Origin of the sequence: Aerococcus kribbianus (assembly GCF_026805545.1) — a bacterium.
Taxonomy (GTDB): Bacteria; Bacillota; Bacilli; order Lactobacillales; family Aerococcaceae; genus Aerococcus; species Aerococcus kribbianus.
Window position 1 is genome coordinate 701,732 of record NZ_JAPRFR010000001.1, and the last position, 22,422, is coordinate 724,153.

21 protein-coding genes are annotated in these 22,422 nt (G+C 38.9%); 3 read left to right on the forward strand and 18 right to left on the reverse strand.

All coding sequences use genetic code 11. The features are described 5' to 3' along the window. Positions 1-5: 5 nt before the first annotated feature. Positions 6-1,472 carry an O-antigen ligase family protein gene (locus OW157_RS03285; protein ID WP_268752775.1) on the reverse strand — a complete coding sequence of 489 codons (1,467 nt, stop codon included), beginning with the start codon at positions 1,470-1,472 and terminating at the stop codon, positions 6-8. A gap of 11 nt (positions 1,473-1,483) precedes the next feature. Further along, complete coding sequence (locus OW157_RS03290) at positions 1,484-2,566, reverse strand: polysialyltransferase family glycosyltransferase (protein WP_268751907.1); 1,083 nt, start codon at positions 2,564-2,566, stop codon at positions 1,484-1,486. A 248-nt stretch (positions 2,567-2,814) separates the two neighbouring features. On the opposite strand from OW157_RS03290, the gene OW157_RS03295 reads away from it, so the two are divergent. Then, entirely contained in the window at positions 2,815-3,981 is a 1,167-nt protein-coding gene (locus OW157_RS03295) for a nucleotide sugar dehydrogenase (protein WP_268751908.1), read from the forward strand. 54 nt (positions 3,982-4,035) lie between these two features. Here OW157_RS03295 and OW157_RS03300 read toward each other — a convergent pair whose 3' ends face one another. The 10 genes from OW157_RS03300 to metG form a co-directional block, all read right to left on the reverse strand. After that, entirely contained in the window at positions 4,036-5,760 is a 1,725-nt protein-coding gene (locus tag OW157_RS03300; RefSeq protein WP_268751909.1) for an aryl-sulfate sulfotransferase, read from the reverse strand. A 194-nt stretch (positions 5,761-5,954) separates the two neighbouring features. Beyond that, positions 5,955-6,770 (reverse strand): pur operon repressor, encoded by an 816-nt coding sequence (gene purR, locus OW157_RS03305; protein WP_268751910.1) that lies wholly within the window; start codon positions 6,768-6,770, stop codon positions 5,955-5,957. 707 nt (positions 6,771-7,477) lie between these two features. Continuing rightward, the gene (locus OW157_RS03310) at positions 7,478-8,275 is read right to left on the reverse strand and encodes a metal ABC transporter permease (protein WP_268751911.1); all 798 of its coding nucleotides are present in this window, start codon (positions 8,273-8,275) and stop codon (positions 7,478-7,480) included. Next, on the reverse strand, positions 8,233-8,928 hold the full coding sequence (locus OW157_RS03315) for a metal ABC transporter ATP-binding protein (protein ID WP_268751912.1): 696 nt from the start codon (positions 8,926-8,928) through the stop codon (positions 8,233-8,235). Before OW157_RS03315 ends, OW157_RS03310 begins: the two co-directional genes overlap by 43 nt. Positions 8,929-9,061: 133 nt before the next feature. After that, positions 9,062-9,943 carry a 4-(cytidine 5'-diphospho)-2-C-methyl-D-erythritol kinase gene (gene ispE, locus OW157_RS03320; RefSeq protein ID WP_268751913.1) on the reverse strand — a complete coding sequence of 294 codons (882 nt, stop codon included), beginning with the start codon at positions 9,941-9,943 and terminating at the stop codon, positions 9,062-9,064. Between the two features lie 233 nt (positions 9,944-10,176). Next, a complete protein-coding gene (locus OW157_RS03325) occupies positions 10,177-10,410 on the reverse strand; it encodes a Veg family protein (RefSeq protein ID WP_268751914.1) in 234 nt (77 codons plus the stop codon). Positions 10,411-10,547: 137 nt separating this feature from the next. Further along, entirely contained in the window at positions 10,548-11,441 is an 894-nt protein-coding gene (rsmA, locus tag OW157_RS03330; RefSeq protein ID WP_268751915.1) for a 16S rRNA (adenine(1518)-N(6)/adenine(1519)-N(6))-dimethyltransferase RsmA, read from the reverse strand. Beyond that, positions 11,434-12,009, reverse strand: coding sequence for a ribonuclease M5 (gene rnmV / locus OW157_RS03335; RefSeq protein WP_268751916.1), 576 nt, complete (start codon positions 12,007-12,009; stop codon positions 11,434-11,436). Before rnmV ends, rsmA begins: the two co-directional genes overlap by 8 nt. Further along, positions 11,990-12,811 (reverse strand): TatD family hydrolase, encoded by an 822-nt coding sequence (locus OW157_RS03340; protein WP_268751917.1) that lies wholly within the window; start codon positions 12,809-12,811, stop codon positions 11,990-11,992. Before OW157_RS03340 ends, rnmV begins: the two co-directional genes overlap by 20 nt. Then, positions 12,811-14,820, reverse strand: coding sequence for a methionine--tRNA ligase (gene metG, locus OW157_RS03345; protein WP_268751918.1), 2,010 nt, complete (start codon positions 14,818-14,820; stop codon positions 12,811-12,813). Before metG ends, OW157_RS03340 begins: the two co-directional genes overlap by 1 nt. 145 nt (positions 14,821-14,965) lie before the next feature. Here metG and OW157_RS03350 point away from each other — a divergent pair, with 145 nt between their 5' ends. Continuing rightward, entirely contained in the window at positions 14,966-15,922 is a 957-nt protein-coding gene (locus OW157_RS03350) for a glycosyltransferase family 2 protein (RefSeq protein WP_268751919.1), read from the forward strand. A 61-nt stretch (positions 15,923-15,983) separates the two neighbouring features. On the opposite strand, the gene OW157_RS03355 is transcribed toward OW157_RS03350, so the two are convergent. The 4 genes from OW157_RS03355 to OW157_RS03370 form a co-directional block, all read right to left on the reverse strand. Next, positions 15,984-16,523, reverse strand: a complete 540-nt coding sequence (locus tag OW157_RS03355; RefSeq protein WP_268751920.1) for a C40 family peptidase — start codon at positions 16,521-16,523, stop codon at positions 15,984-15,986. 81 nt (positions 16,524-16,604) lie between these two features. After that, positions 16,605-17,867 (reverse strand): tyrosine--tRNA ligase, encoded by a 1,263-nt coding sequence (gene tyrS / locus OW157_RS03360; protein ID WP_268751921.1) that lies wholly within the window; start codon positions 17,865-17,867, stop codon positions 16,605-16,607. A gap of 391 nt (positions 17,868-18,258) precedes the next feature. Next, positions 18,259-18,432: a hypothetical protein gene (locus tag OW157_RS03365; protein WP_268751922.1), complete on the reverse strand. Its 174-nt coding sequence runs from the start codon at positions 18,430-18,432 to the stop codon at positions 18,259-18,261. Positions 18,433-18,444: 12 nt separating this feature from the next. After that, positions 18,445-19,128 (reverse strand): NAD(P)H-dependent oxidoreductase, encoded by a 684-nt coding sequence (locus OW157_RS03370; RefSeq protein ID WP_268751923.1) that lies wholly within the window; start codon positions 19,126-19,128, stop codon positions 18,445-18,447. Between the two features lie 184 nt (positions 19,129-19,312). On the opposite strand from OW157_RS03370, the gene glnA reads away from it, so the two are divergent. Beyond that, positions 19,313-20,650, forward strand: a complete 1,338-nt coding sequence (glnA, locus tag OW157_RS03375) for a type I glutamate--ammonia ligase (RefSeq protein WP_268751924.1) — start codon at positions 19,313-19,315, stop codon at positions 20,648-20,650. 87 nt (positions 20,651-20,737) lie between these two features. Here the strand turns inward: glnA and OW157_RS03380 are convergent, their stop codons facing one another. Both OW157_RS03380 and OW157_RS03385 read right to left on the reverse strand, forming a co-directional pair. Next, the gene (locus tag OW157_RS03380; protein ID WP_268751925.1) at positions 20,738-21,493 is read right to left on the reverse strand and encodes an acetoin reductase; all 756 of its coding nucleotides are present in this window, start codon (positions 21,491-21,493) and stop codon (positions 20,738-20,740) included. A 65-nt stretch (positions 21,494-21,558) separates the two neighbouring features. Further along, the gene (locus tag OW157_RS03385) at positions 21,559-22,422 is read right to left on the reverse strand and encodes a response regulator (RefSeq protein ID WP_268751926.1); all 864 of its coding nucleotides are present in this window, start codon (positions 22,420-22,422) and stop codon (positions 21,559-21,561) included.

The following is a 22,422-nucleotide window of genomic DNA, read 5'->3' on the forward strand; positions in this document are numbered from 1 at the left end:
TCCCATCATCGCACTTTTGTTGTCTTTAATTTTGCTTGAAGGTAATTTAAATAACCAGCATACACCCAAAAGATATGTCCAATAACATTCCTATTGGCAAAGAGAATATGATTCTCAACTAGGTTTTCGGCTAATAAGGCTAGAATCATGACGAATATAATGATATATTGTTGGCTCATTGCTGACTCAAAGCTAATATTTCCTCTAACAATTGTCATAAGGTGACTGAATAGATAAAAGCATCCAAATACCCCTACAATAACTAAAGCAAATAATCCTCCCTTAGTAAATATTGCAACATAGGTATTATGCATATTTCCTTGGGCACGTTTTAATTCAGAACGATCTTGTTGACTTAATTTAGACATATCAATATGATTAATGGTTTCATTATTCTTAGTGTTACGATAAATATCAATATCACCTAAACCAAAGAACGGGCGTTGCAAGGTAGCATCCACACCTGCCTTCCAGATCGTAAACCGTCCAGATGAAACCTCAGAATCTTCTTCTGAATGTTGAATGACTACCGGTGAAATTATTGAAGATCCTGTACTGCTTTTACTCTCTTCTCCTTGGTCAAAGAAATTAAGTCCTTCGCTAACAATAGGTGGGATATAAGCGGCTACTTTCTCAACTTGATTATTCACACTAACGATGGTAAATAAAAGTAAACTATTTACAATAATAACTTTCCCAATTTGGCGGCTCTTGTTTTGGGTCGAATTTTGAAATGAACGAAAAATTTGATAGATAAAAAAGCCCATAAATAAGGCAAAAATTGTAAGCGTCGTCCCTCTAGAATTGGCTAATATATAGTAAAAATACTGAACAATTAAATTGGCAATATAAAAGGGAGTGAACTGTTTCCAGTCTCCTCGCTTAATACTATTATTAATCACTGACATAAATACTGAAAGTAGACCAAGAATTGCTCCAAAATTAGGGCTAGTAAATAGACCAAATAAACGGTTTTCTAAAAAACCTTGTCGCAACCAATGATTACCCGTTCCATCAATAACCCAATATTGAATATCAAAAATAAAATAGATAAGGGAAACAAGAGATAAAACAAAAAGGATAACAATAAAAATATCATTGAAGTGCGTTAACCACTTAACTTGTTGATCCTCATCCTTATTAAATTGAAAGGGATAAACAAGTAATACTGTTTGCATTAAATAACCCAGATTATACACCGTGTAAGGAAATTGAAAGGGAAAATTCAGTAATACTGTTATCCCAAAAGATACACATAAGGCAAACAAAAGATAAGAAAACTTTTCTTTGAACATATTTTTCTCAAAGAAAAAGTCTTTTGCTAAGAGATACATCCCCCAAACAAAAGCAATTTTCATTGGAATATTTTCAATGTCAAAATCACTCGGTACATTCTGAAATATAAAAATAACCAAAGTAACTATTTTAAATAAATTAACATTATTAACTAAACTACTGACTTTTCTTAACATACATAACCTTTCTACACCATTTGCTGTAGCAATCTTTTAATTTCTTGATCTGTGCTAGGCAGGGTAATCGCCAATTTACCTTCATCTGCAAAACGTGAAAAGAGTTCTTCACTATTCTTTAAAATGGCATACTCCTTAGAATCAGATTTGAAAGCATATAAGTTTTGAATATATTTTGGTAAATAAATGACGCGACCTTCTTGTCCACTCATAATCAGAGGACTTAATCCCGCCGTAGAATTAACTGAAAAAATAACAAGCTTTTCTATATCTACTAATTGCACAAATATTTCCCAGGGAAGATTGGTCTCAACCAATTGTGCTTGTCCATACTTATTAGCATCTGAACGGGGATGGCATTTAACCTTTAAATTCATCTGTTGTGACTGACACAGCGTATTCAATTGCTGAAAAACCTTCACTTCATCAATAGCCACATTATCATTTAAAAACGGTTGATCAAAATAGATTAATTCCATTTCATCACTATCATTATAATTTTCCTGGTAAGCTCGCTTGAATAAACGCATTATTCCAGCATAAGCAGGATTTTCTTCAGTAAAAGATGGAATTTCTTGTAGTTCACTACAAAAAGTTTCTGCCACTAATGATGGCTTATAATAATAGCCTTTTCCCCATTTAGCATGAAAAATACTATTCTTTACATAATATTTTTGCCACTTATCATTCTTATTCTCAAGCCTTAAAATATCTGCACCAATATAAGCGCCAATCCCATCTTCATAATAATGTAATTGTAAGGAAGAGTTATAATGCTTTTGTTGCAAGTATAAGACTCTGGCAAAATAGTTATCGCCTGGGATATATAGGTGATCATAACAATCAAAATGATTATTTTTAAATGGCTTATATAAGTGCCAGATTTTCTTTAGCTTATTAGTAAATAAATTGTTATTAATTGTAATCACTTTAATTTCAGGGAATTCTAACTTTAAGGATCCAATTAGCTTAGGGGCAAAAGAGAAATCATCATAACAAAAAATCGTTGTCTCTTGCTTATCAAATTTATTTACAATAATATTTAAAGCGTTAATCAAATGTAAAGGCGTCCAAGCAATAAATGCATGTTTCATAAAAAAACTCCTATAATACCAGTAATCATATCTTAAAATAGAATACCTTTATCACTATATAAAAGCAACTTAAAAAAAGAAATCTTAAGCCAATCTTAACTGCACATTTGAGTTATTGTCTACATATTAAATCTAACTATTTTCAAACAGCCGCAAATCCTTTATTATAATTAATAGAAGAATAATTACGCAATTATAAATTGCATTATTTTGAGATGTTTTTGTATTATTTTGTAGGAGGCTATTATATGAAAATTGCAGTTGCCGGATCAGGATATGTAGGATTATCTAATGCTATCTTACTAGCACAAAATCACCAAGTTTATTTAAACGATATCGTTGAAGAAAAAGTTACTCTAGTCAACTCTGGTAAATCACCAATTGTCGATAAAGAAATTACAGACTATTTAGCAAATGAACCATTATACTTAACTGCCAGTACCGATAAAAAGCTTAGTTTTTCAGAGGCCGAATTTATTATCATTGCGACTCCTACGAACTATGATGAAGAGTCAAATTATTTTGATACTTCTTCTGTGGAATCAGTGATTGAACAAGCATTACAAATTAATCCTGACGCTACTATAATCATTAAATCAACAATCCCGGTTGGTTTTACTCAAGCCATGCAAGACAAATACCATAACAATAATATCATTTTCTCTCCTGAGTTTCTACGCGAAGGCCATGCTTTATACGACAACTTGCACCCTAGCCGTATCATAGTAGGAAGTACTAATGAAAAGGGGAAACGTTTTGCTGAATTAATGCGAGAAGGTGCTAAGGATAGTGACGTCGAGGTCCTCTTAATGGAAGCGACAGAAGCAGAAGCCACTAAATTATTTGCTAATACCTATCTTGCCTTGCGCGTATCATTCTTCAATGAATTGGATACCTTTGCCGAAAGTAAAGGCCTAAATACAAAATCAATCATTGATGGTGTGAGTTTAGATCCTCGTATCGGAAGTCATTATAATAATCCCTCTTTCGGTTATGGTGGCTACTGTTTACCGAAAGACACCAAGCAATTAGCGGCTAACTATCTTAACGTTCCTAATAATTTAATTCAATCTGTCGTGCAATCTAATGCCACTCGAAAAGACTATATCAGTAAACAATTACTGAAAAAAGACCCCCAAGTAGTTGGTGTTTTTAGATTAACCATGAAGTCAGGATCGGACAATTTTAGACAATCAGCAGTTATCGATATTATGAAACACTTGCGAGGAGAAGGCGTAGAAGTCATTGTTTATGAGCCAACCCTAACTACCGATAGTATTGCTAATTTCAAAGTTGAAAATGATTTCGACTTATTTAGTTCAAAATCTGATATTATTCTCGCCAATCGCTTAGATGAAATACTATTTCCTTATCAAGAAAAAATCTATACACGAGACTTATATCAAAATAATTAAAAAATTGCTCCTATTGGGATTGTCGCCCAATAGGAGCTTTTCAAATTAGCCAATTTAGTTATTATCGAAAAAGAAACCATTAAAATCATGTTTAGTCATTCGGTAGATAAAAGATGGAACATCATACTCGTACTGACGAATGAGTTCCCCAGCTTGGGTATATTCACCCAAAATGCCAGGTACCCCAGACATTGTGACGATATTATCTTTATAACGTTGAGCCGATGAAACAATACTTGAATAAGGCAATTCAAATTCTTTCGTTAAACGATATTCTCCATTGGCTTCATCTATTTCATATTGATAGTAATATGAATGCGCATTTTCATCAGCATCAAAACCTGTAAATAAACTTTCAGGTTCAAAATCTGCTAAATCCGGACGAGTCGTAATCCGCCAATAGTTATTATCAAATACAGATAGTTGATAATTATCAGTATTGTCATCGTTATCAACAAACTTCACTGTATGTTGTCCTCCAGTCGGGTCAGCATTATCAATATTGTCTAATAGAACATCTTCATAACCTGTCCCTTCCCATACTTCTTCTAATCCAATAATATAATCCACCTGTGCTTCATTATATATATTTGATAACTTAATAATTGAAGAGCTTTCACGTGAACTTAAAACCAGTTCATCGCCATCTTTAATATCTAGAGAATTAATATGGATCCAATCTAAGGGATTAAGTTGGCCTTCGTCGTCAAAATAACCACTTGGATATTCTCCTCCAGCACCTTCGTCAACCTCAATTTCACCAGTTTCCGCAATCATACGCTCTAATTCTGCCTGGGCATCAGCTTGATAGCGTTCCATCACCGGAATATAATAACCTGATAAGGTGTCTTTAAGATCAATTATTGTGTCATATTGACCTGTTTCTAAATCAATATACACGATAATATCTTCAATTGTCTCCGCTTCTTCTTCGCTCGCCAGAATTAAAGCGCCAGTTTCATCCTCGGTTAGGATAAAATCATGGTGTTTGTTATAACCTGGAAAATGATAAGAACTGATAATTTGCCCTAAACCATTCATTTCCACAAGTTGACTACTATCAGTTAAAAAGTAATAAGAGTCTTGATTAGATTCAATAAAATTTTCAATACGGCCCGACGAAGTTTCTAACTCACCACGTATGATTCCCTCATTATCGATAAGATAAATATAATCTTCGCGACCATCACCCCCACCATGACCAAGGAATAAACCTTCACTTAATTGTGAGGGGTCACCTTCCTCAGTGATAGTCATTTGATTAGGATAGTCTTTAGCCTTCACATTATCAGCAGTGACAGTAAATTGATATGACTTAACGGTATTACCATTGTCATCTAGATAATCAAAAGTAACAGTATTTTTCTCACCAGGAATCAAACCAAGTAATGTAAATTCAAAATTGCCTTCTTCATCATAATTGTTAGGCGTTTGACTAAAGTCTGAAAAGCCTTCTGTCGAAACTGTATATGTTAAATTAGTCACATCCTCATGGTCATTAACCATATACACATACAAAGAATTATTTATCGTTCCAAAAGGATTATCAATAATGAGTGGTGTTTCTAAATTATAATCTTCTGAATGCAACTTATTAACTTCTTCAGCAATCTGAACCTGTGTATCCAAATCATAGTAATCTGTAGTATCGATAGTTTGCGGATTAACTTGTTCTACTGCAGACACCTCTGTCTCTTGGTGACTATCATCAAAATCACCTGATAAATACTGGCAAGACGCCAGTAGCATAGTGGACATTATTAGTACCAAATATTTCATATCGTCTCCCCCAATTTTTAAAAATACCCAATAACTCTACCCTAACATAAAGTAAGCATAGTGAAAAGGAGAAATGTTTGTTATGAATGATAAAAGCCGTTTTCATGAACCTATTAATCCTTTAAAGCTAAAAAAAGAGGCTGAGACTTTCGTCACAACCTCATAAGCAAATTCTATTAATTTTCTTTACTCCCTCATGCAAACATCGTTCCAGGTTGCAAGTCCACAATAGCTGTGCTATCGGCATTTTTTGTTAAGGACATCAGGGAATAATAGTCACACTCTACGTGCCGGTCAGAGCTGGCAACCTCACATAAGACTGAAACACCTACACATTCGGATTTAAATTCTTTGAGCATAGCCAACATTCCCGATATGGTACCTCCACCGTTCATGAAATCATCAACGAGAATTACTTTGGAATGTTCAGGCAAACTAGATTTGGTTAATTCCATTTTTTCAACCCGGGGATTACCCTTGGTGGCATAGTTAATGGACACAGTTGATCCTTCTGTAACCTTAGAATCCCGTCTTACAATGACAAAGGGCACATTCAAATATAGAGAGACCATTTGAGCGAGTGGGACGCCTTTAGTGGCGACAGTCATAATAGCATCAACCTCTTGCTTGGCAAAATGTGAAGCAATGACTTGACCAATCAATCGTAAATACTTAGGATCACCCAATACATCAGTGAGATAAAAATAACCTCCTGGTAATAAGCGGTCAGCTTGGTTTAAATCTTGACACATTTTTTGAATAGCAGCTTTGGCTTGTTCTTTAGAAATCTGGGGAATATACCGTACCCCACCAGAAGCACCCGCCGTGGTCTCAATACAACCAAGCTTAGATTGTTTGAATTGTTCTTTAATAATTGCGACATCTTCAGAAACAGATGATTTAGCGGTTTGATAACGTTGGACAAAATCACTCAAGGTGGTGAGCTGATAAGGATGTTGCAGCAAGTACTGGGTCATATCAACCAGGCGCTGGCTACGTTTGTATTTCATAATACCCGTCTCCTCTTTTTAGTTTCTTAAATTATAGCCTAAAACCTGTATAATTTAAATAGAGTTTTAAAAAATGTTCGGATTTAAATGAAGATGTGATGAAATGCAGGAACTCCGACCTGTTGGAAATTAGGGTGCGATGAAAAGTGGTAGGAGGGTGTGGCAAAAGTCGTTAAGAACAGAAGCCTTGGACCAAAACACGAAAGATGGCAAACAGCCATCTGAGGGCTTTTGGGAAAGGCAGTCTGTTCTGACTTTTGGAACCCGACTAAACAGGATGTGAGCAAAAGCGGTAAGAGCGAGAGATTTGAGCCAATAGGCAAAAGATACGAACTTAAATCTTTTAGCCTATTGGACAAATATCCGAAGGTCTTGCTTTTGCGAGCTCGACTATGAGGATGAGATGAAAAACGGTTAGCCCCAAAGGATTTGTCTGAAAATGGGAAGTATTCGCAGAATACTGACTCATTTGCAGAAAATACTGATGGGGCTGTTTTTCAGAACTCGACTAGAAGGGTGTGACAAAAGTCGTTAAGAACAGAAGCCTTGGACCAAAACTCGAAAGATGGTAAACAGCCATCTGAGGGCTTTTGGGAAAGGCAGTCTGTTCTGACTTTTGGAACCCGACTAGAAGGATGAGATGAAAAACCTATAACTAGGATAAATCGAAAAGGCTGGAACTTTTTGTCCCAGCCTCTCTTTCCTACTTATTTTTTTATTTTTAGGGCCAAACTCTCTAATAAAAAAATTACAATGAATATGGCGGTAATGGTCGCACCAGGGGGGGTGTCAAAATAGTAAGAAGTAATCAAGCCGCCAAACATTCCGATAATCCCCACCAAGGTAGCTACAATTAAGACCCCATCAAAATTTTTCATAAGGCGCATAGCGATAGCAGAGGGCATAATCATAATCGCTGATACTAGTAAGGAACCCGCAATCGGCATTATGACAGAAATAGCGATACCAGTCACCACAGAAAACAACATAGACATCCAATGTGTAGGAAGTCCAGCAGTATAAGCCGTGTCTTCATCGAATGATAACACATATAAGGGCTTTTTAAAGACCAAATAAGCGATAAGCAAAACCACAGCAAGACCAACAAGAAAAATCAACTGCACTGAGGAAATGGTGACAATAGATCCAAAGAGATAGGATTCTATGGAGGTAGCCGAATTAATTTTTGTCAGCAAGAGTAAGGCTAAGGCCATCCCCCCTGACATCAGCATTGCCACAGAAATATCCGAATAATCTGAATAAACCTTGCGCAAATATTCTAAAAATACTGCAGCTAAGACCACAAATACCACTGTTGTTAGGGTTGGATCGATGCCTAACAAATAACCAAAGGCTACCCCTGCTAGAGAAATATGGGCTAGGGTATCAGCCATCAAGGATTGTTTGCGTAAAATTAAAAACAAGCCTAATATAGGTGCCAATATTGCTATGGCTCCTGCAGCTATGAAGGCACGTTGCATGAACTCATACTGAAGCATCGCCATGGAGAATCCTCCTTTCTCACAAGATGAATTTGCTGGTCATAATAATCATCTAAAATCCGGTCATCATGGGTGACCATTAAGATAGCCTTGCCATGATAGCGGGTATTATGACGGAGTAATCGATAAAAATTAGCTCGTGATTCCTTATCCATACCTGTTGTAGGCTCATCAAGAATGAAAAGATCTGGATCAGTGGCAAAGATACGGGCAATAGCAATCCGCTGTTTTTGCCCCCCCGAAAGTTCACCAATTTTTTTGTGCCGTTGGTCTTGCATCCCCACTGAATCCAAGGCACGTTCTACATGCTCGTAGTCTTGGTCATCTAATTTCTTGAACCAGCGATTTTGTTGGTAGCGTCCTGATTTCACAAATTCATAAACTGTAGAAGGGAAACCAGAATTAAAGCCAGCAATGCTTTGAGGGACATAACCAACCTGCATCTTCTCTCCTCTGGCATTATGACTAGCAATACTGGCCTGTCCTTTATCAGGAGATAGTAAACCCAGAATATTACGCAATAAAGTGGATTTAGCCGCACCATTTTCCCCTGTGAGGATGACAAATTCACCTTGATCTACTGTAAAGGATATATTATCTAAGACGGGTTCGTTGTCCCAGGAAAAACCTAGATTTTCAACCGTAATATAGTGCATAAGTAATCTCCTTTTAAAATGATATAAAATCGAAACAATTACGATGTAAGGATAAATTTACCACATGTCTTTAGGATTTTCAAACTTTTTCCTTGCTTTCTATTGGCCCTAAAAAACGAGGCTGGGACGTTAGTCACACCCTCGTTGACCTAATAAATTGTTGACTCTGTGTTCTAACTAGATAAACCTCATCGCAAAAGCCTTTAAGGGCATTATAAATTCGTTTACCCTTCTTCTGGTTTTTAACAAAACCAATAATTGTTGGTCCTGTTCCAGACATCGTCACGCCTTGCGCGCCAAACTTTTGCATCTTAGCTTTTAAACTCGCTAATTCTGGGTGAACAGAAAAAGTGACTGATTCCAAGGCATTCCCTGTGGCTACCATGAGAGCAGAATAGTCTCCTTTTTTAAGGGCTTCCACTACATTAGAGGCATTGAAGGGAGCGTCTAATTCCTCCACACGCAACCGTTGAAAAATCTTGCGTGTCGATACTGATATGGCTGGTTTAGCTAGGATTACCCAACAATAGGGAATAGCTGGTAGCTGGCTAATAATTTCGCCACGTCCTTCAACTAAGGCGGTCCCACCATTTAGGGAATAAGGGACATCTGAACCTATTTGATTGGCTAATGGTACCAAGGTGTCTTGAGATAAATTTAAATTCCATAGTTTATTTAAGCCCCGCATCACAGCTGCTGCATCAGTTGAGCCACCACCCAGACCAGCTGCCACTGGGATATTTTTTTCAATATAAATGTTCACCCCTGCTTTGTGCTTGCTTTGGGCTTGCATTAGTTTCGCTGCTTGATAGGCATGGTTGCGTTTGTCATCTGGTAGGAAGGCTTGTGAGGTTTCCACTCGAATCTCATCGTCCCCGCGTTCAACTAGGCTAATGTAATCCGATAAATCAACAGACGCCATTACCATCTGCACCTCATGATAAGCATCATCTCGTTTAAAGAGGATATCTTGAGCGAGGTTTATTTTAGCTGGAGCAATCTCTTGAATTTCCATCTGGTCACCTCCATCGAACCCTGTCAAAGTTAATCCTATTTTATCACTAAGGTTGTGGACATTAAAGTAATAAAGGCAATCGATCTTCGCTTGATTTCAAGCCTATAGCAACGGGCGAATAAACGATAGAACAAGTTCTTACCAAGAGCGACTGTCGACTTTTATCCCATCAAGGGCTAACTATTTCTAATAAAGCAAAGAGGCTGAGATTTTCATCCCAGCCTCTTCTCAGATTATTCAAATTCAATGGCGACAGCTTCGGTTAATACATCTGTATAAGAATAGCACATACGCTCAAAATGATTTTCATCTTGATCAAGCTCAATTACAAATACAGCTGGAAAGGTCTCTGATAAAACACCTTGCCGGGTAACCACGCGTTTACGTCCCACCTGTTGGGTTAATTGTACTCGTTCCCCAATTTTATTATCCAGATGATTCTTGATTTCAGCTAAGCTAGTTGGCATTTACTCACCTCTTCTAATCTTATTTTAACATAATTAAAAGTGTTTTTCAATACCATTATTCACTCAGAATGTCAACCTTTTTATTGACTTATACACAGGATAATCTCTCTGTACTATGTCCTAAGATTCCTATTTACTCAAGCTTTTGCTTGAAAGCCTCGGGCCACTAAATGGTCGGCCAAAACCGCAAACTCATCGATGGTTAAGGTTTCAGCCCGCCTCTTGGGATCGATATGACTTTCTTCTAATGCAAATCTAATTTGATCTAACTTATCTTGGTCCAGCCCATAAGCTGCGCGCAAATTATTCCACAGTGTTTTACGCCGTTGAACAAAGGCTGACCGCACCAGTTCAAAGAAGAAAGCTTGGTCCGCTACTTCAACACGCGGACGGTCTAAGCGAGTCAATTTTAGAATCGCCGAATCCACATTAGGTTGGGGTTTAAAAACAGTTTTAGGTACTGTAAAGGCAATCTTACTGTCACAATAATACTGGATGGCAATAGTCAAAGATCCATAAGCCTTGGTGCCTACTTGGGCAGTTAAGCGTTCAGCCACTTCTTTTTGCATCATTAAGACAAAGACATCAAAGGCAAGCTGAGATTCCAACAATTGAAAAATAATTGGTGTGGTAATGTAATAAGGGAGATTAGCTACTACCGCTAAGCGATTTGAATCGGGTAGTTTAGTTGGAATCAAATCTTTAAGCTCAGCCTCCAGAATGTCTCCATGTATAATTTCCACATTATCATAATCTGCTAAGCTCACGTCCAATACTGGCAACAAACGTTGGTCAATTTCAAAAGCTAAAACCCGCCGACCATAAAGGGCTAAAAATTCGGTTAGTGCTCCGATTCCCGGTCCAATTTCAATTGCATCGGTGGTTTTATCAATATCTCCTGCCGCCATCATTTTGCCTAGGATATTCGGTTCCATCAAAAAATTTTGTCCCAGGCTTTTTTTGGCCGTTAATCCAAAGGTATTTAATAACTCATTGGTACGGCTAGGGGTAGCAATATATTTCTTAGCCATGCTTTTCCTCCTCATAACGGTCTAAGCATTCCTCCACTTGAGTCAGACTAATTCCAAATAAGGCCAGTCGTTTAGCCAATTGTTTACCATTAACATGACCAAGGTGAAGTTCTTTGGCCAAATAATCACGACGTAAACGCGCATCCGCACTGCCCACTAAATGTAAGGCCTGTAAATCAGCTATCGTAATCTTGGCTTTGCCATCTCGATCACTAGTAGCCAAGTCATATACAGCAGATAAGGCACGTTTTAACGCATGATAGTCGGCATGTTCCACCCCTAAGCTTCCCTTACCTTGAGGTTTGGCTTCATCTCGTTCTAAAAAGGCATGCTGGAGACCAGGAACGGCTTGACTGGCCTTTTGACGGATTTTAGTACCGGAAATATCTGGATCAGTAAACACAATCACTCCATGTTGGGCCTGAGCCAACCGAATTGCAGCTAAGGTCCGTTCGTCTAAGGCTGACCCATTACTCTCAATAGTAGTCACATCAAAATATTGTTGAAGCTTTTGGGTGTCTGAGCGTCCCTCTACTAAAATCACTTGTTTAATGCGTTCTTTTGTCATTTCGGATCAGTCCTTGCTTAGTTGCTTGGAGATTAAATAATTGGCAAGCATTGTTATAGGTCAATTGAGCTAAATCGTCTAAACTAGTTGCTCGTAGCTTAGCAACGGCTGATGCCACATAATAAACAAAGCCAGTTTCATTTCGCAAACCTCGTTTCGGATGGGGTGCCAAGTAAGGCGCGTCCGTTTCAATCAGTAAGCAATTATCAGGTGTCAGTTGACAGGCCGCTTGGATATCTTGAGCATTTTGGTAAGATACCGTCCCTGAAAAAGATAGGCGCATCCCTAAATCAAGAAACTTTTGGGCCCATTCACTCCCCTCAGAGAAGGAATGCATAATGCCACCGAAATCACCCACACGCTCTTCCTTTAAAATCCGGTAACAATCAGCAGTCGCATCACGGTTATGAACCACTACCGGAAGCTGGTGGTCACGAGCCATAGCGAGCTGACGTCTAAAGGCCTCTTCTTGGTCCTCTTTTGGCGCTGTTTTCCAGTAGTAATCTAAGCCTGTTTCTCCTAAGGCGACGACACGGTCATTGGTTAAATTAGCTTCCAGATAAGCTTGCGCTTGGCGATCAAAAGTATGCGCTTCAGTAGGATGCCAGCCAATTATAGCTACCATATCTTGATTGTCCGTCGCCATTTTCAATGCCTGATCGATGGTGGGATAGTCAAATCCCACCACAGCAAAACCAGACACTCCCATTAAACGTGCGCGTTCAGTGACTTCTTGCCGATCGCCTTTAAATTTATTGACATTTAAATGGGTATGAGTATCAAATAAAGTTGGCTTAGTCATTAGGCCACCACAGCACCATTTGGCATTGATTCTGGTGCTAAAACTAGTTCAAGTTGACCATCTTTCTCAGCTGATAAAATCATTCCTTGTGATAATTCGCCACGCATTTTCCGAGCCTTAAGATTAGCCACGATAATAAGCTTTTTACCGATTAAGGCTTGGGGATCGGGATAAAATTCGCGAATACCAGAAAGAATTTGCCGGTGACCCTTATCGCCAGCATCGAGGCGGAATTTCAACAATTTATCCGCACCTTCCACAAAATCGCAGTCAACGACTTCTGCTACCTTTAACTCTACCTTATCAAAGACATCATATTTAATTTGCTTGTCTTTCACTGATAGTAGCTCAGTATTTTCCGGATTAAAGTCTTCATCCGCTTCGTCATTAGAAGCTCCTGCTGCCATTTGCTCTTGGATATAAGTAATTTCATCTTCTCGGTCTAAACGTGGGAAAATAGGTTGCCCCTTTTTAATAACACTGACATTGGCCGGATATTCACCAATTTTTGCTTGCGCAAAGTCTTTATAGTCCAAACTTTCCAATCCCAATTGTGCAAAAATTTTCTCAGGACTTTCTGTCATTACTGGGTGGATAAGAATGGCTACAATCCGTAAGGCATCTGCTAAATGATACATTACTGACCGTAGTTCTTCTTTCTTATCTTCTTCTTTGGCTAAGATCCAAGGCGTCGTTTCATCAATATACTTATTGGTACGAGAAACAATTTCCCAAACCTTGTCTAAGGCTACGCTAAATTGTAACTGATCAATAGAGTCATGATAGGCTTGGATATTGTTTGTAATTAAGTCTTCTAACACTTGATCATATTCAGTGACTTGACCTGGGTAAGCACCCACTTGACCCTCTAAATATTTATTAATCATGGATACAGTCCGGTTTAAGAGGTTACCCAAGTCATTGGCCAAATCATAGTTGATACGGTTTACAAAGTTTTCCGGAGTAAAGACGCCATCAGAGCCAAAACGTACTTCTCGCATGAGGTAATAACGTAAGGCATCTAAACCATAACGTTCCACTAACATGTCAGGATAAACGACATTACCCTTGGACTTAGACATCTTACCATCTTGCATGAGTAACCAACCATGGCCAAAGACTTGCTTAGGCAATGGTAAGTCTAGCGCCATTAGCATAATTGGCCAGTAAATAGTATGGAAACGAACGATTTCCTTACCAACCATATGGATATTGGCAGGCCAGTATTTCTCGAAGTTTGTTGTATCACCATTAGGATAACCCAATGCAGTAATATAGTTAGCTAAGGCATCAATCCAAACATAAACCACATGTTTAGGATTAGATTTCACAGGAATCCCCCAAGTAAAGGAAGTCCGAGTAACAGCCAAGTCTTCTAAACCAGGTTTAATGAAATTATTAATCATTTCATGTTTACGCGATTCCGGTTGGATAAAATCAGGATGATCTTCATAGTATTGCAATAAACGGTCAGCATACTTGCTCATCCGGAAGAAGTAAGATTCTTCCTTAACTAGTTCAACTTCATGCCCTGATGGTGCCACACCACCAATAACATTTCCTTCATCATCGCGATAAACTTCTGCCAATTGGGTTTCTGTAAAGAATTCCTCATCAGAAACAGAATACCAACCTTCATACTCACCTAGGTAGATATCACCTTGGGCTAAAAGTTTCTCAAAAATCATTTGAATGGCTTCAACATGATCTGCATCAGTGGTGCGGATAAATTTATCATTAGAAATATCTAGGCGTTTCCACAAAGCTTGCATATCAGCTGCCATGCCATCGACATATTCTTGGGGACTAATTCCTTGTTCTTCAGCTTTTTGTTGAATTTTAAGGCCGTGTTCATCCGAACCTGTTAGGTAAAATACTTCATGTCCTGTGTCTCGTTTATAACGGGCCATAACATCAGTTGCAATAGTTGAATAAGCATTCCCAATATGTAATTTTCCAGATGGATAGTAAATAGGTGTTGTAATATAGAACGTTTCTTTGTTAGCCACGAATGGGTGCCTCCTTTAAATTTATACTCTCCTAGTATATCATAAGCCTTGAGGTCTAGGGAACACATCCCTGGACAAGTCAACTAGCAATCAATAGCTAGATTCTCTATAATAAAGTTAATCGTTCAAGTAAAGGAGGCTAGCCATGTCAAGCTCATTATCTATCGTTGTGCCTTGTTACAACGAAGAAACTTCTATCGCTAATTTTATTCAGTCGGTTGAAGCCAGCATTCCCAACATCATCCATGACTATCTCTTTGTAGATGACGGGTCAAGCGATAATACCTTAGCAGAAATTAAAAATTGGCAAGCAAAATTTCCTGAGCAAATCCATTACTTATCTTTTTCACGTAACTTTGGTAAGGAAGCAGCTATTTATGCCGGCTTAACCCATGCTCAAGGAGACTATGTCGTCTTGATGGATGCTGACCTCCAGGATCCTCCCAGCCTATTAACAGAAATGTATCACATCTTAACTACTAGTTCTTATGATTGTGTGGGGACTCGCCGTTCTGATCGGCAAGGGGAACCCGCCATTCGTTCCTATTTCAGTAAAAAATTTTACCAAATCATTAACCGCTTAGCCCAAGTCAAAATCGTACCAGGTGCACGCGACTATCGTATGATGACTCGGCAGATGGTTGATGCCGTTCTTGAGATGACTGAAGCCAACCGTTTTTCCAAGGGATTATTTGCTTGGGTAGGTTTTGATACTTACTATTTATCTTACGATAATATCGCACGTCAAAGCGGTCAGACATCGTGGTCTTTTACCGCCTTATTATCATATGCATTAGACGGTATCACGGCTTTTTCAACCATTCCGCTGCTATGGTCATCATTGTTGGGTTTTATTTTGTTTGTCTTATCTATCTTACTGGGATTATTCTTTCTCATTCGAACACTAGTTTTTGGCAATCCCACTTCAGGATGGACCTCATTAATTGTTGTCATCCTTTTTGTCTCAGGTAGCCAACTTTTCTTCTTAGGGATTATTGGTAAATATCTTAGCCACATTTACCTTGAAGTCAAAAACCGCCCCCTATACCTAGTCAAAGAATCAGACCTTAAATTTAAAAACCAGTACAGAAAACAAAGATGATTAAAATAAAAAGCCTCGCGCAAAAATACGCGAGGCTTTTTATACTAGGCTAATATCATAACTAAGAAATCACATCGACTGCAAAGGATGGCTGAAAATAATCCACCTGACCATACTGGATGACTTGACCTGGTTGCGGGGCATGGATGAATTCACCTGGACCGCTAGCAATAGCCACATGGTAAACCTCCCCATTAGCATCTTGCCAGAAATAAAGGTCACCCACTTTGGCTTCCGCTACTGACAATTTTCTGCCAGCTTTCCATTGGTCACGAGTCACCCGGGGTAATTGAATTCCCATTTGGCCGTAAACATACTGCACATAGCCTGAACAATCAAAACCAGCGGGACTTGTTCCTCCCCATAGATAGGGCGTCCCTAAATAAGCCTGTGCTTGTTTTAATAGGTCGCCACGACAAAGCACGCACTGTGGACATGCTTCTAGATAACAACAATCCCCTAAGACTGGTTTAGTCTCTGAAGTTAAGCAGGTCTCACTGCTAGTTAAGTCCGTCTCCCTAACCATGGCTTGGCTGGGGGCAGTATAAGCCATTAATGCTAGGGTTAAATATAAGGGAATGCGCCAGACACATTTTTTCATTAATAGTCACTCCATTCGTATTTAGCTAAGGAAAAAACTTCCTATTAGTAAATACGAGAAAAGATGACTTATTTTCCCTTTTTAATCAAATGTTACTAAGAAATATTTTTTCTTCCCGCGCCGAACAATGACATATTTATCCTCAATAGCTAGTTCAGGGTTAATAACGAAATCAACATCCGTGATACGTTCACCATTAATACGAATTGCACCATTCTTAATATCTTCCCGTGATTGGCGACGAGACGGTTCAATCCCTGCATCAACCAACCAGACAGCAAGAGTATTATCTTCCTTAGGCATGTGCGCGCCAGGCATATTTTTAAATCCTTGAGCAATTTGTTGGCCAGTTAACTCTTGCACTTGACCAGAGAATAAAGCTTGGGTGATTACTTGAGCATCATGGAGACCCTCTTCTCCGTGAACAAAGCGTGTCACCTCTTCTGCTAGGCGGGTTTGAGCTTGACGTTTTTCCGGTGCCGTTTCAATACTAGTTGCTAACTCATCAATTTCTGCTTGCGACAAGAAAGTAAAATATTTAAGGTATTTAACAACATCGGCATCATCCTGATTGATCCAAAATTGATAGAATTCATAAGGGCTAGTTTTCTCAGGATCCAACCAAACAGCACCACCTGCTGTCTTACCAAATTTAGTGCCGTCTGCTTTTAACATTAAGGGAATAGTTAGTCCAAAAGCTTGGGCTTCTGGCCCTTCTTCCTTACGAATGAGTTCCAAGCCTGCGGTAATATTTCCCCATTGGTCCGCACCACCAATTTGTAATTGCACATCAGCCTCACGGTACAAGTGCAGGTAATCCATGGCTTGCAAGATTTGATAAGCAAACTCAGTAAAAGAAATTCCTGTTTCTAGTCGACTCGATACAATATCCTTGGCTAACATAGTATTGATATTGAAACGCTTCCCATAAGTACGCAAGAAATCGAGCAAGTTTAATTTGACTGTCCAGTCATAGTTATTGAAAATACGGAAGTCAGAATCCGCATCCTGCATAAATAATTGTTTCATCATAGCAGTTAATCGTTGGGCGTTATTGTTTACAATATCCATTGATTGTAAATTACGTTCTTCTGACTTACCTGATGGATCACCAATACTCCCTGTTGCCCCACCAATCAAAATCACTGGCCGGTGCCCTGCTTCTTGAAACCGTTTCAAGACCATAAAGGGAATCAAATGGCCAATATGTAAGGAATCACCAGTCGGGTCAACCCCACAATAAACGGAAACTGACTTAGTTTCTAATAGGTCACGTAAGCCTTCTTCATCGGTTACTTGGTTGACGGCTCCCCGCCAAGCTAAGTCATCAATAATATTTGTCATTTTTCTTCTTTCCTTTCCTTGCAAATTATTCATTAAAATAAAAATCCCTCTAGTCTAAAAGACTAGAGGGACGATTAATTACCGTGTTACCACCCAAATTGCTACAAAATTTGTTATGTAGCCTCTCTTCAATGCATATCGGGCATGTCCGCCAATGGCTACTTTAAGGAATTGTAATTCGTCTACTGGGCATGCGCTAGTTTTCACCAACCACTAGCTCGCTAATTGCAGAGGCCTGTAGCTACTCGATTCCGCCATTAGTAATTATTAGTATTGACCTCAGTATATAAAAGGGAGCAAGTCTTGTCAATCACAATTATAGTGCTTTTTGCGTTAGGGGCTAAGCATGTGTTAGATAATATGCCCTAAGTAATTAGTTATGGGTTGATGCCTACTCCCATTCTTCCTTGTTCCAGGCGAGACCATCCAATTGACCTTCTGCTTGAGCGAGGCGTTTATCCGTTTCTTGTATGGCTTCCTTTACAGCAGCCAGTAAGGCACGGTCTTGATAATGTGGGCTAGCTGCGATGGCTTGGTCTAAAATACTTTGACTCCATTCATACATTTTTACATCCTCCTAACGCCATTGATTTTGTGGGAGTTGACTTTCTAAATCACCTAAATCATCTAGGGCCTCTTGCCATTCATCAGCCAACAGAGTAAGTTGGTGACTTAATTGTGGATCGACAAAATCTTTAGCAAGTATACTTAACTGGTCATGTAACCACTGAGACCGCTGCTGGAAATTGGGATTACGGGGTAAGGCCAAGTGTTGCCGAAAAGCGACCAATTGCCTTTCCTTTCCACGGTCAGATTGGTAATGATGTTGTGCCAAAACAAAGGGTGGTAAATAGGTAAAACCTAGGGACCGGCTAAAACTTTCATAAGGTCGCAAGAGTTCTGATAGGGTCACCCCTTCGCGTCCACCTGCTTGATAATGTTTTTCAGGCAAGCCAATTGAAATAATGACACCTAATTCTTTGCCCTTCAATTCTTGATGATGAACATCCAAGAATTCTTTAGAAAAAACCAAGCGAATGAAATCTGAAACCACCCCTGGTGCCTGATACCAAAATAAAGGAAACTGTAAAAAAATACGTTCTTTAGCTAATATCATTGCTTGGTAGTCACTGATTTCTTCGTCATCTAAATGGCCATAAATTTCTATAAAGGGCACCTGACTAGGGCTAGCCGCCTTCAAAAATTGATGGCTAGCCGATTCCTCAATCGTAGGATGGCCACAAAAAATCACCGAATCCATAGCTTGCATTATCCTTTCTCTAAAACTTTTCCCTTAAATTATAGCAATTTTTGCTTGGAAAAGCTCATATTTCTACCATGTTATATTTCCTGACATAAAAAGTGATTTTTTTCTTGCAATCTGACATATTTTGTTGCATAATCATCCCAGTAAAATAAAAAAGAACAAAGAGAGGGATCTATTTATGACTAAATGGACAGCTGAAAGTATCCGTCAAGATGCAGAAGAAAAAAACGTACATTTTATTCGTTTAGCTTTTTCTGATGTTAATGGCGTCTTAAAAAATGTCGAAATTCCTATTAGCCAATTAGACAAGGCCTTAGATAACAAGATGATGTTTGATGGCTCTTCAATTGAAGGCTTCGTCCGCATTGAAGAATCAGACATGTACCTGTATCCTGACCTAGATACTTGGCTTGTTTTCCCTTGGAGCAGCGACAATCAAAGTAAAATCGGTATGCTAATCTGTGACATCTATACACCAGACCATCAACCTTTTCCAGGAGACCCACGTGGTAACCTAAAACGTATGGTTGGCCAACTTAATGATCGAGGATTCACTGATTTCAACCTTGGACCAGAAGCAGAATTTTTCTTATTTAAATTAGACGAAACTGGTGAAGCCACCACTAAGGTCAATGACTATGGTGCTTATTTCGACCTTGCACCCGTTGACTTAGGTGAAAATTGCCGACGTGAGATTGTTCTCGTTTTAGAAGAACTCGGTTTTGAAGTTGAAGCCTCTCACCACGAAACCGCTATTGGTCAACATGAGATTGATTTTAAATATGCCAGTGTTGTCGATGCTTGCGATAAAATTCAAGTCTTTAAACTCATCGTTAAAAGTATTGCTCGCAAGCACAACTTACATGCCACTTTTATGCCAAAACCAATCTATGGTATTTCTGGTTCTGGTATGCATTGTAATATGTCCTTGTTTACTGAAGAAGGTAATGCTTTCTACGACCCTGATGGCGAATTAGAACTTTCTAAAACTGCCCTGCACTTTATGACAGGAGTCTTAGCTCATGCCAAAGCAATTACTGCAGTAGCTAATCCTTTAGTTAACTCTTATAAGCGTTTAGTTTCTGGTTATGAAGCCCCTGTTTATATTGCCTGGTCTGCCCATAACCGCTCACCTTTAGTCCGGATTCCTTCTTCACGAGGCATTTCTACTCGAATTGAATTGCGCTCTGTCGATCCTTCTGCTAATCCATACTTAGCGATGGCTGCAATTATTGGTGCTGGTTTAGACGGTATCGACAAGGAAGCACCCGTTCCTGAACCAACCGACCGCAATATTTATCATATGACCTCTTCTGAACTTTCTGAAGTAGGCATCGATAAATTGCCATCTTCGCTACGCATGGCAGTTGAAGAACTCGAAAATGATTCAGTTATCCAATCAGCGCTTGGCTCTCATATTTCTAGCAACTTCATTTCTAGTAAACAAGTCGAATTCCAAGAATATACCATGCAAGTTTCTGAATGGGAAATTCAAAATTACCTTCGCCAATATTAATAGTTTAAACCTACTAAAAACGGTTGGCCCATGATATCATGGGCCAACCGTTTTTACTTTCGTTAATTATAGGTCCCTCTCTAATAGCTAATGGAAGATAGTTCCTCCATCAACCACAATGGTCTGACCGGTAATGTAGTTGGCATCATCGCTAGCCAAGAAGGCAATCACCTTAGCAATATCTTCTGGTTCTGCCAAGCGTCCCATCGTTACACCTTGGGCAAATTGATCCAAGGCCCATTGGTCATCCTGACCAGCTTCTTGAGCAATTTCATGGGCGGATGCTTTTAACATTGGAGTGACAGCTGATCCTGGAGCATAAGCATTGACAGCAATCTTATGTTCAGCTAATTCTTGAGCAGCTGTTTGAGTTAAACCGCGTACTGCAAATTTGGTAGCACCATAGAGTCCAATCCCTTGATTACCTACAATTCCTGCTTGTGAAGAGGCATTAATAATTTTTCCGCCCTTGCCTTGTTTAATAAATTGGTCAGCAGCCGCTTGGATTCCCCATAATACACCACCAGCATTTACTGCAAAGGATTTATTCACATCATCCTCGCGCATGGCCATCAATGGACCACCAGGAGCAACCCCAGCGTTATTCACCATAACATCAATAGATCCTAATTGGTCAACGACTTCCCCTACTGCCCGGTAAACATCCTCACGGTCAGAAACATCAACTTTAACTGCAATACCATCAACAGCTTGGGCCACCTTCTCTGCGCCTTCAAGGTTAAAATCTAAAATGGCTACTTTGAACCCGTCTTGATGTAATCGTTTGGCTGCTGCTTCCCCAATTCCTTGGGCTGCACCAGTAATAATTGCTACTTTTGTCATTTATCCTTCCTCCTTAAACTCTTATTAAACTGAGTTTAGCACAAAAACACTCATAAAGAAAGCGCTTAAAAAAATGGGGTATCTTTCTGATTCACTAAGAGATAAAAACCCTCAAAGAACTTCTTCATACTTATACCGCCACCCTTATCAGAGTTCTTCTCTAAATATTGAATTTCTCGATGAATATTATAGTAACCATAAAGAACGTTCCCATAGGATAGACTGATTTCATTATCTATTTCGTTAAGATAACGAGAAGCCAAATTCTCTAATCCTCGTTTCAAAGCGCGTCGCACCCGCTGTAAGATGATTTTCTTTTCATGGGCATCAATATTTAATTCGCTTTGTAAGTCTTCTGGCCAGTAGCCCGTCGCTTGTTCTTGCATTATTTGATAAATAGTCAAGATATCGGACACTGCCATATCCGAACTTAAGCCTAAATAAGCAATGAGTTGATGAACACGTTCTTGTCGTTCCCGAGTGTCATAGTCCTTAGAATTTTTCTGAGTTTGCTGTGGTCCAGTTCCCAAGATATCCTGAATCGTATTGAGTTGGGCCTCCATTTGAATGCCATGCTTTACCCGTTTAATGATGGTTTGTACCTCAATAATATTCAAGGGTTTATTAATAAAAAATTCAATGCCCTCCAAATAGGCTTCTTCTCGGAGATCACCGTCAGTGACCTGGCTTATCATAATAAACTTGATATGAGGATGAAATTGACGAATTTTATGGACTAATTCAATGCCATTAATTACTGGCATTAGTAAATCAATTAGAATAATATCCACTGACAAGCCCACCAAATCTTTTAGAGCCTGCTCAGGTACTGTTGATTGGCCCACAACAGTATCATTGGCATCCTGTTCCACTAAATTAGTGAGAATATTGACAATTGAGTAATCGTCATCAATGATATAAAAACGCAT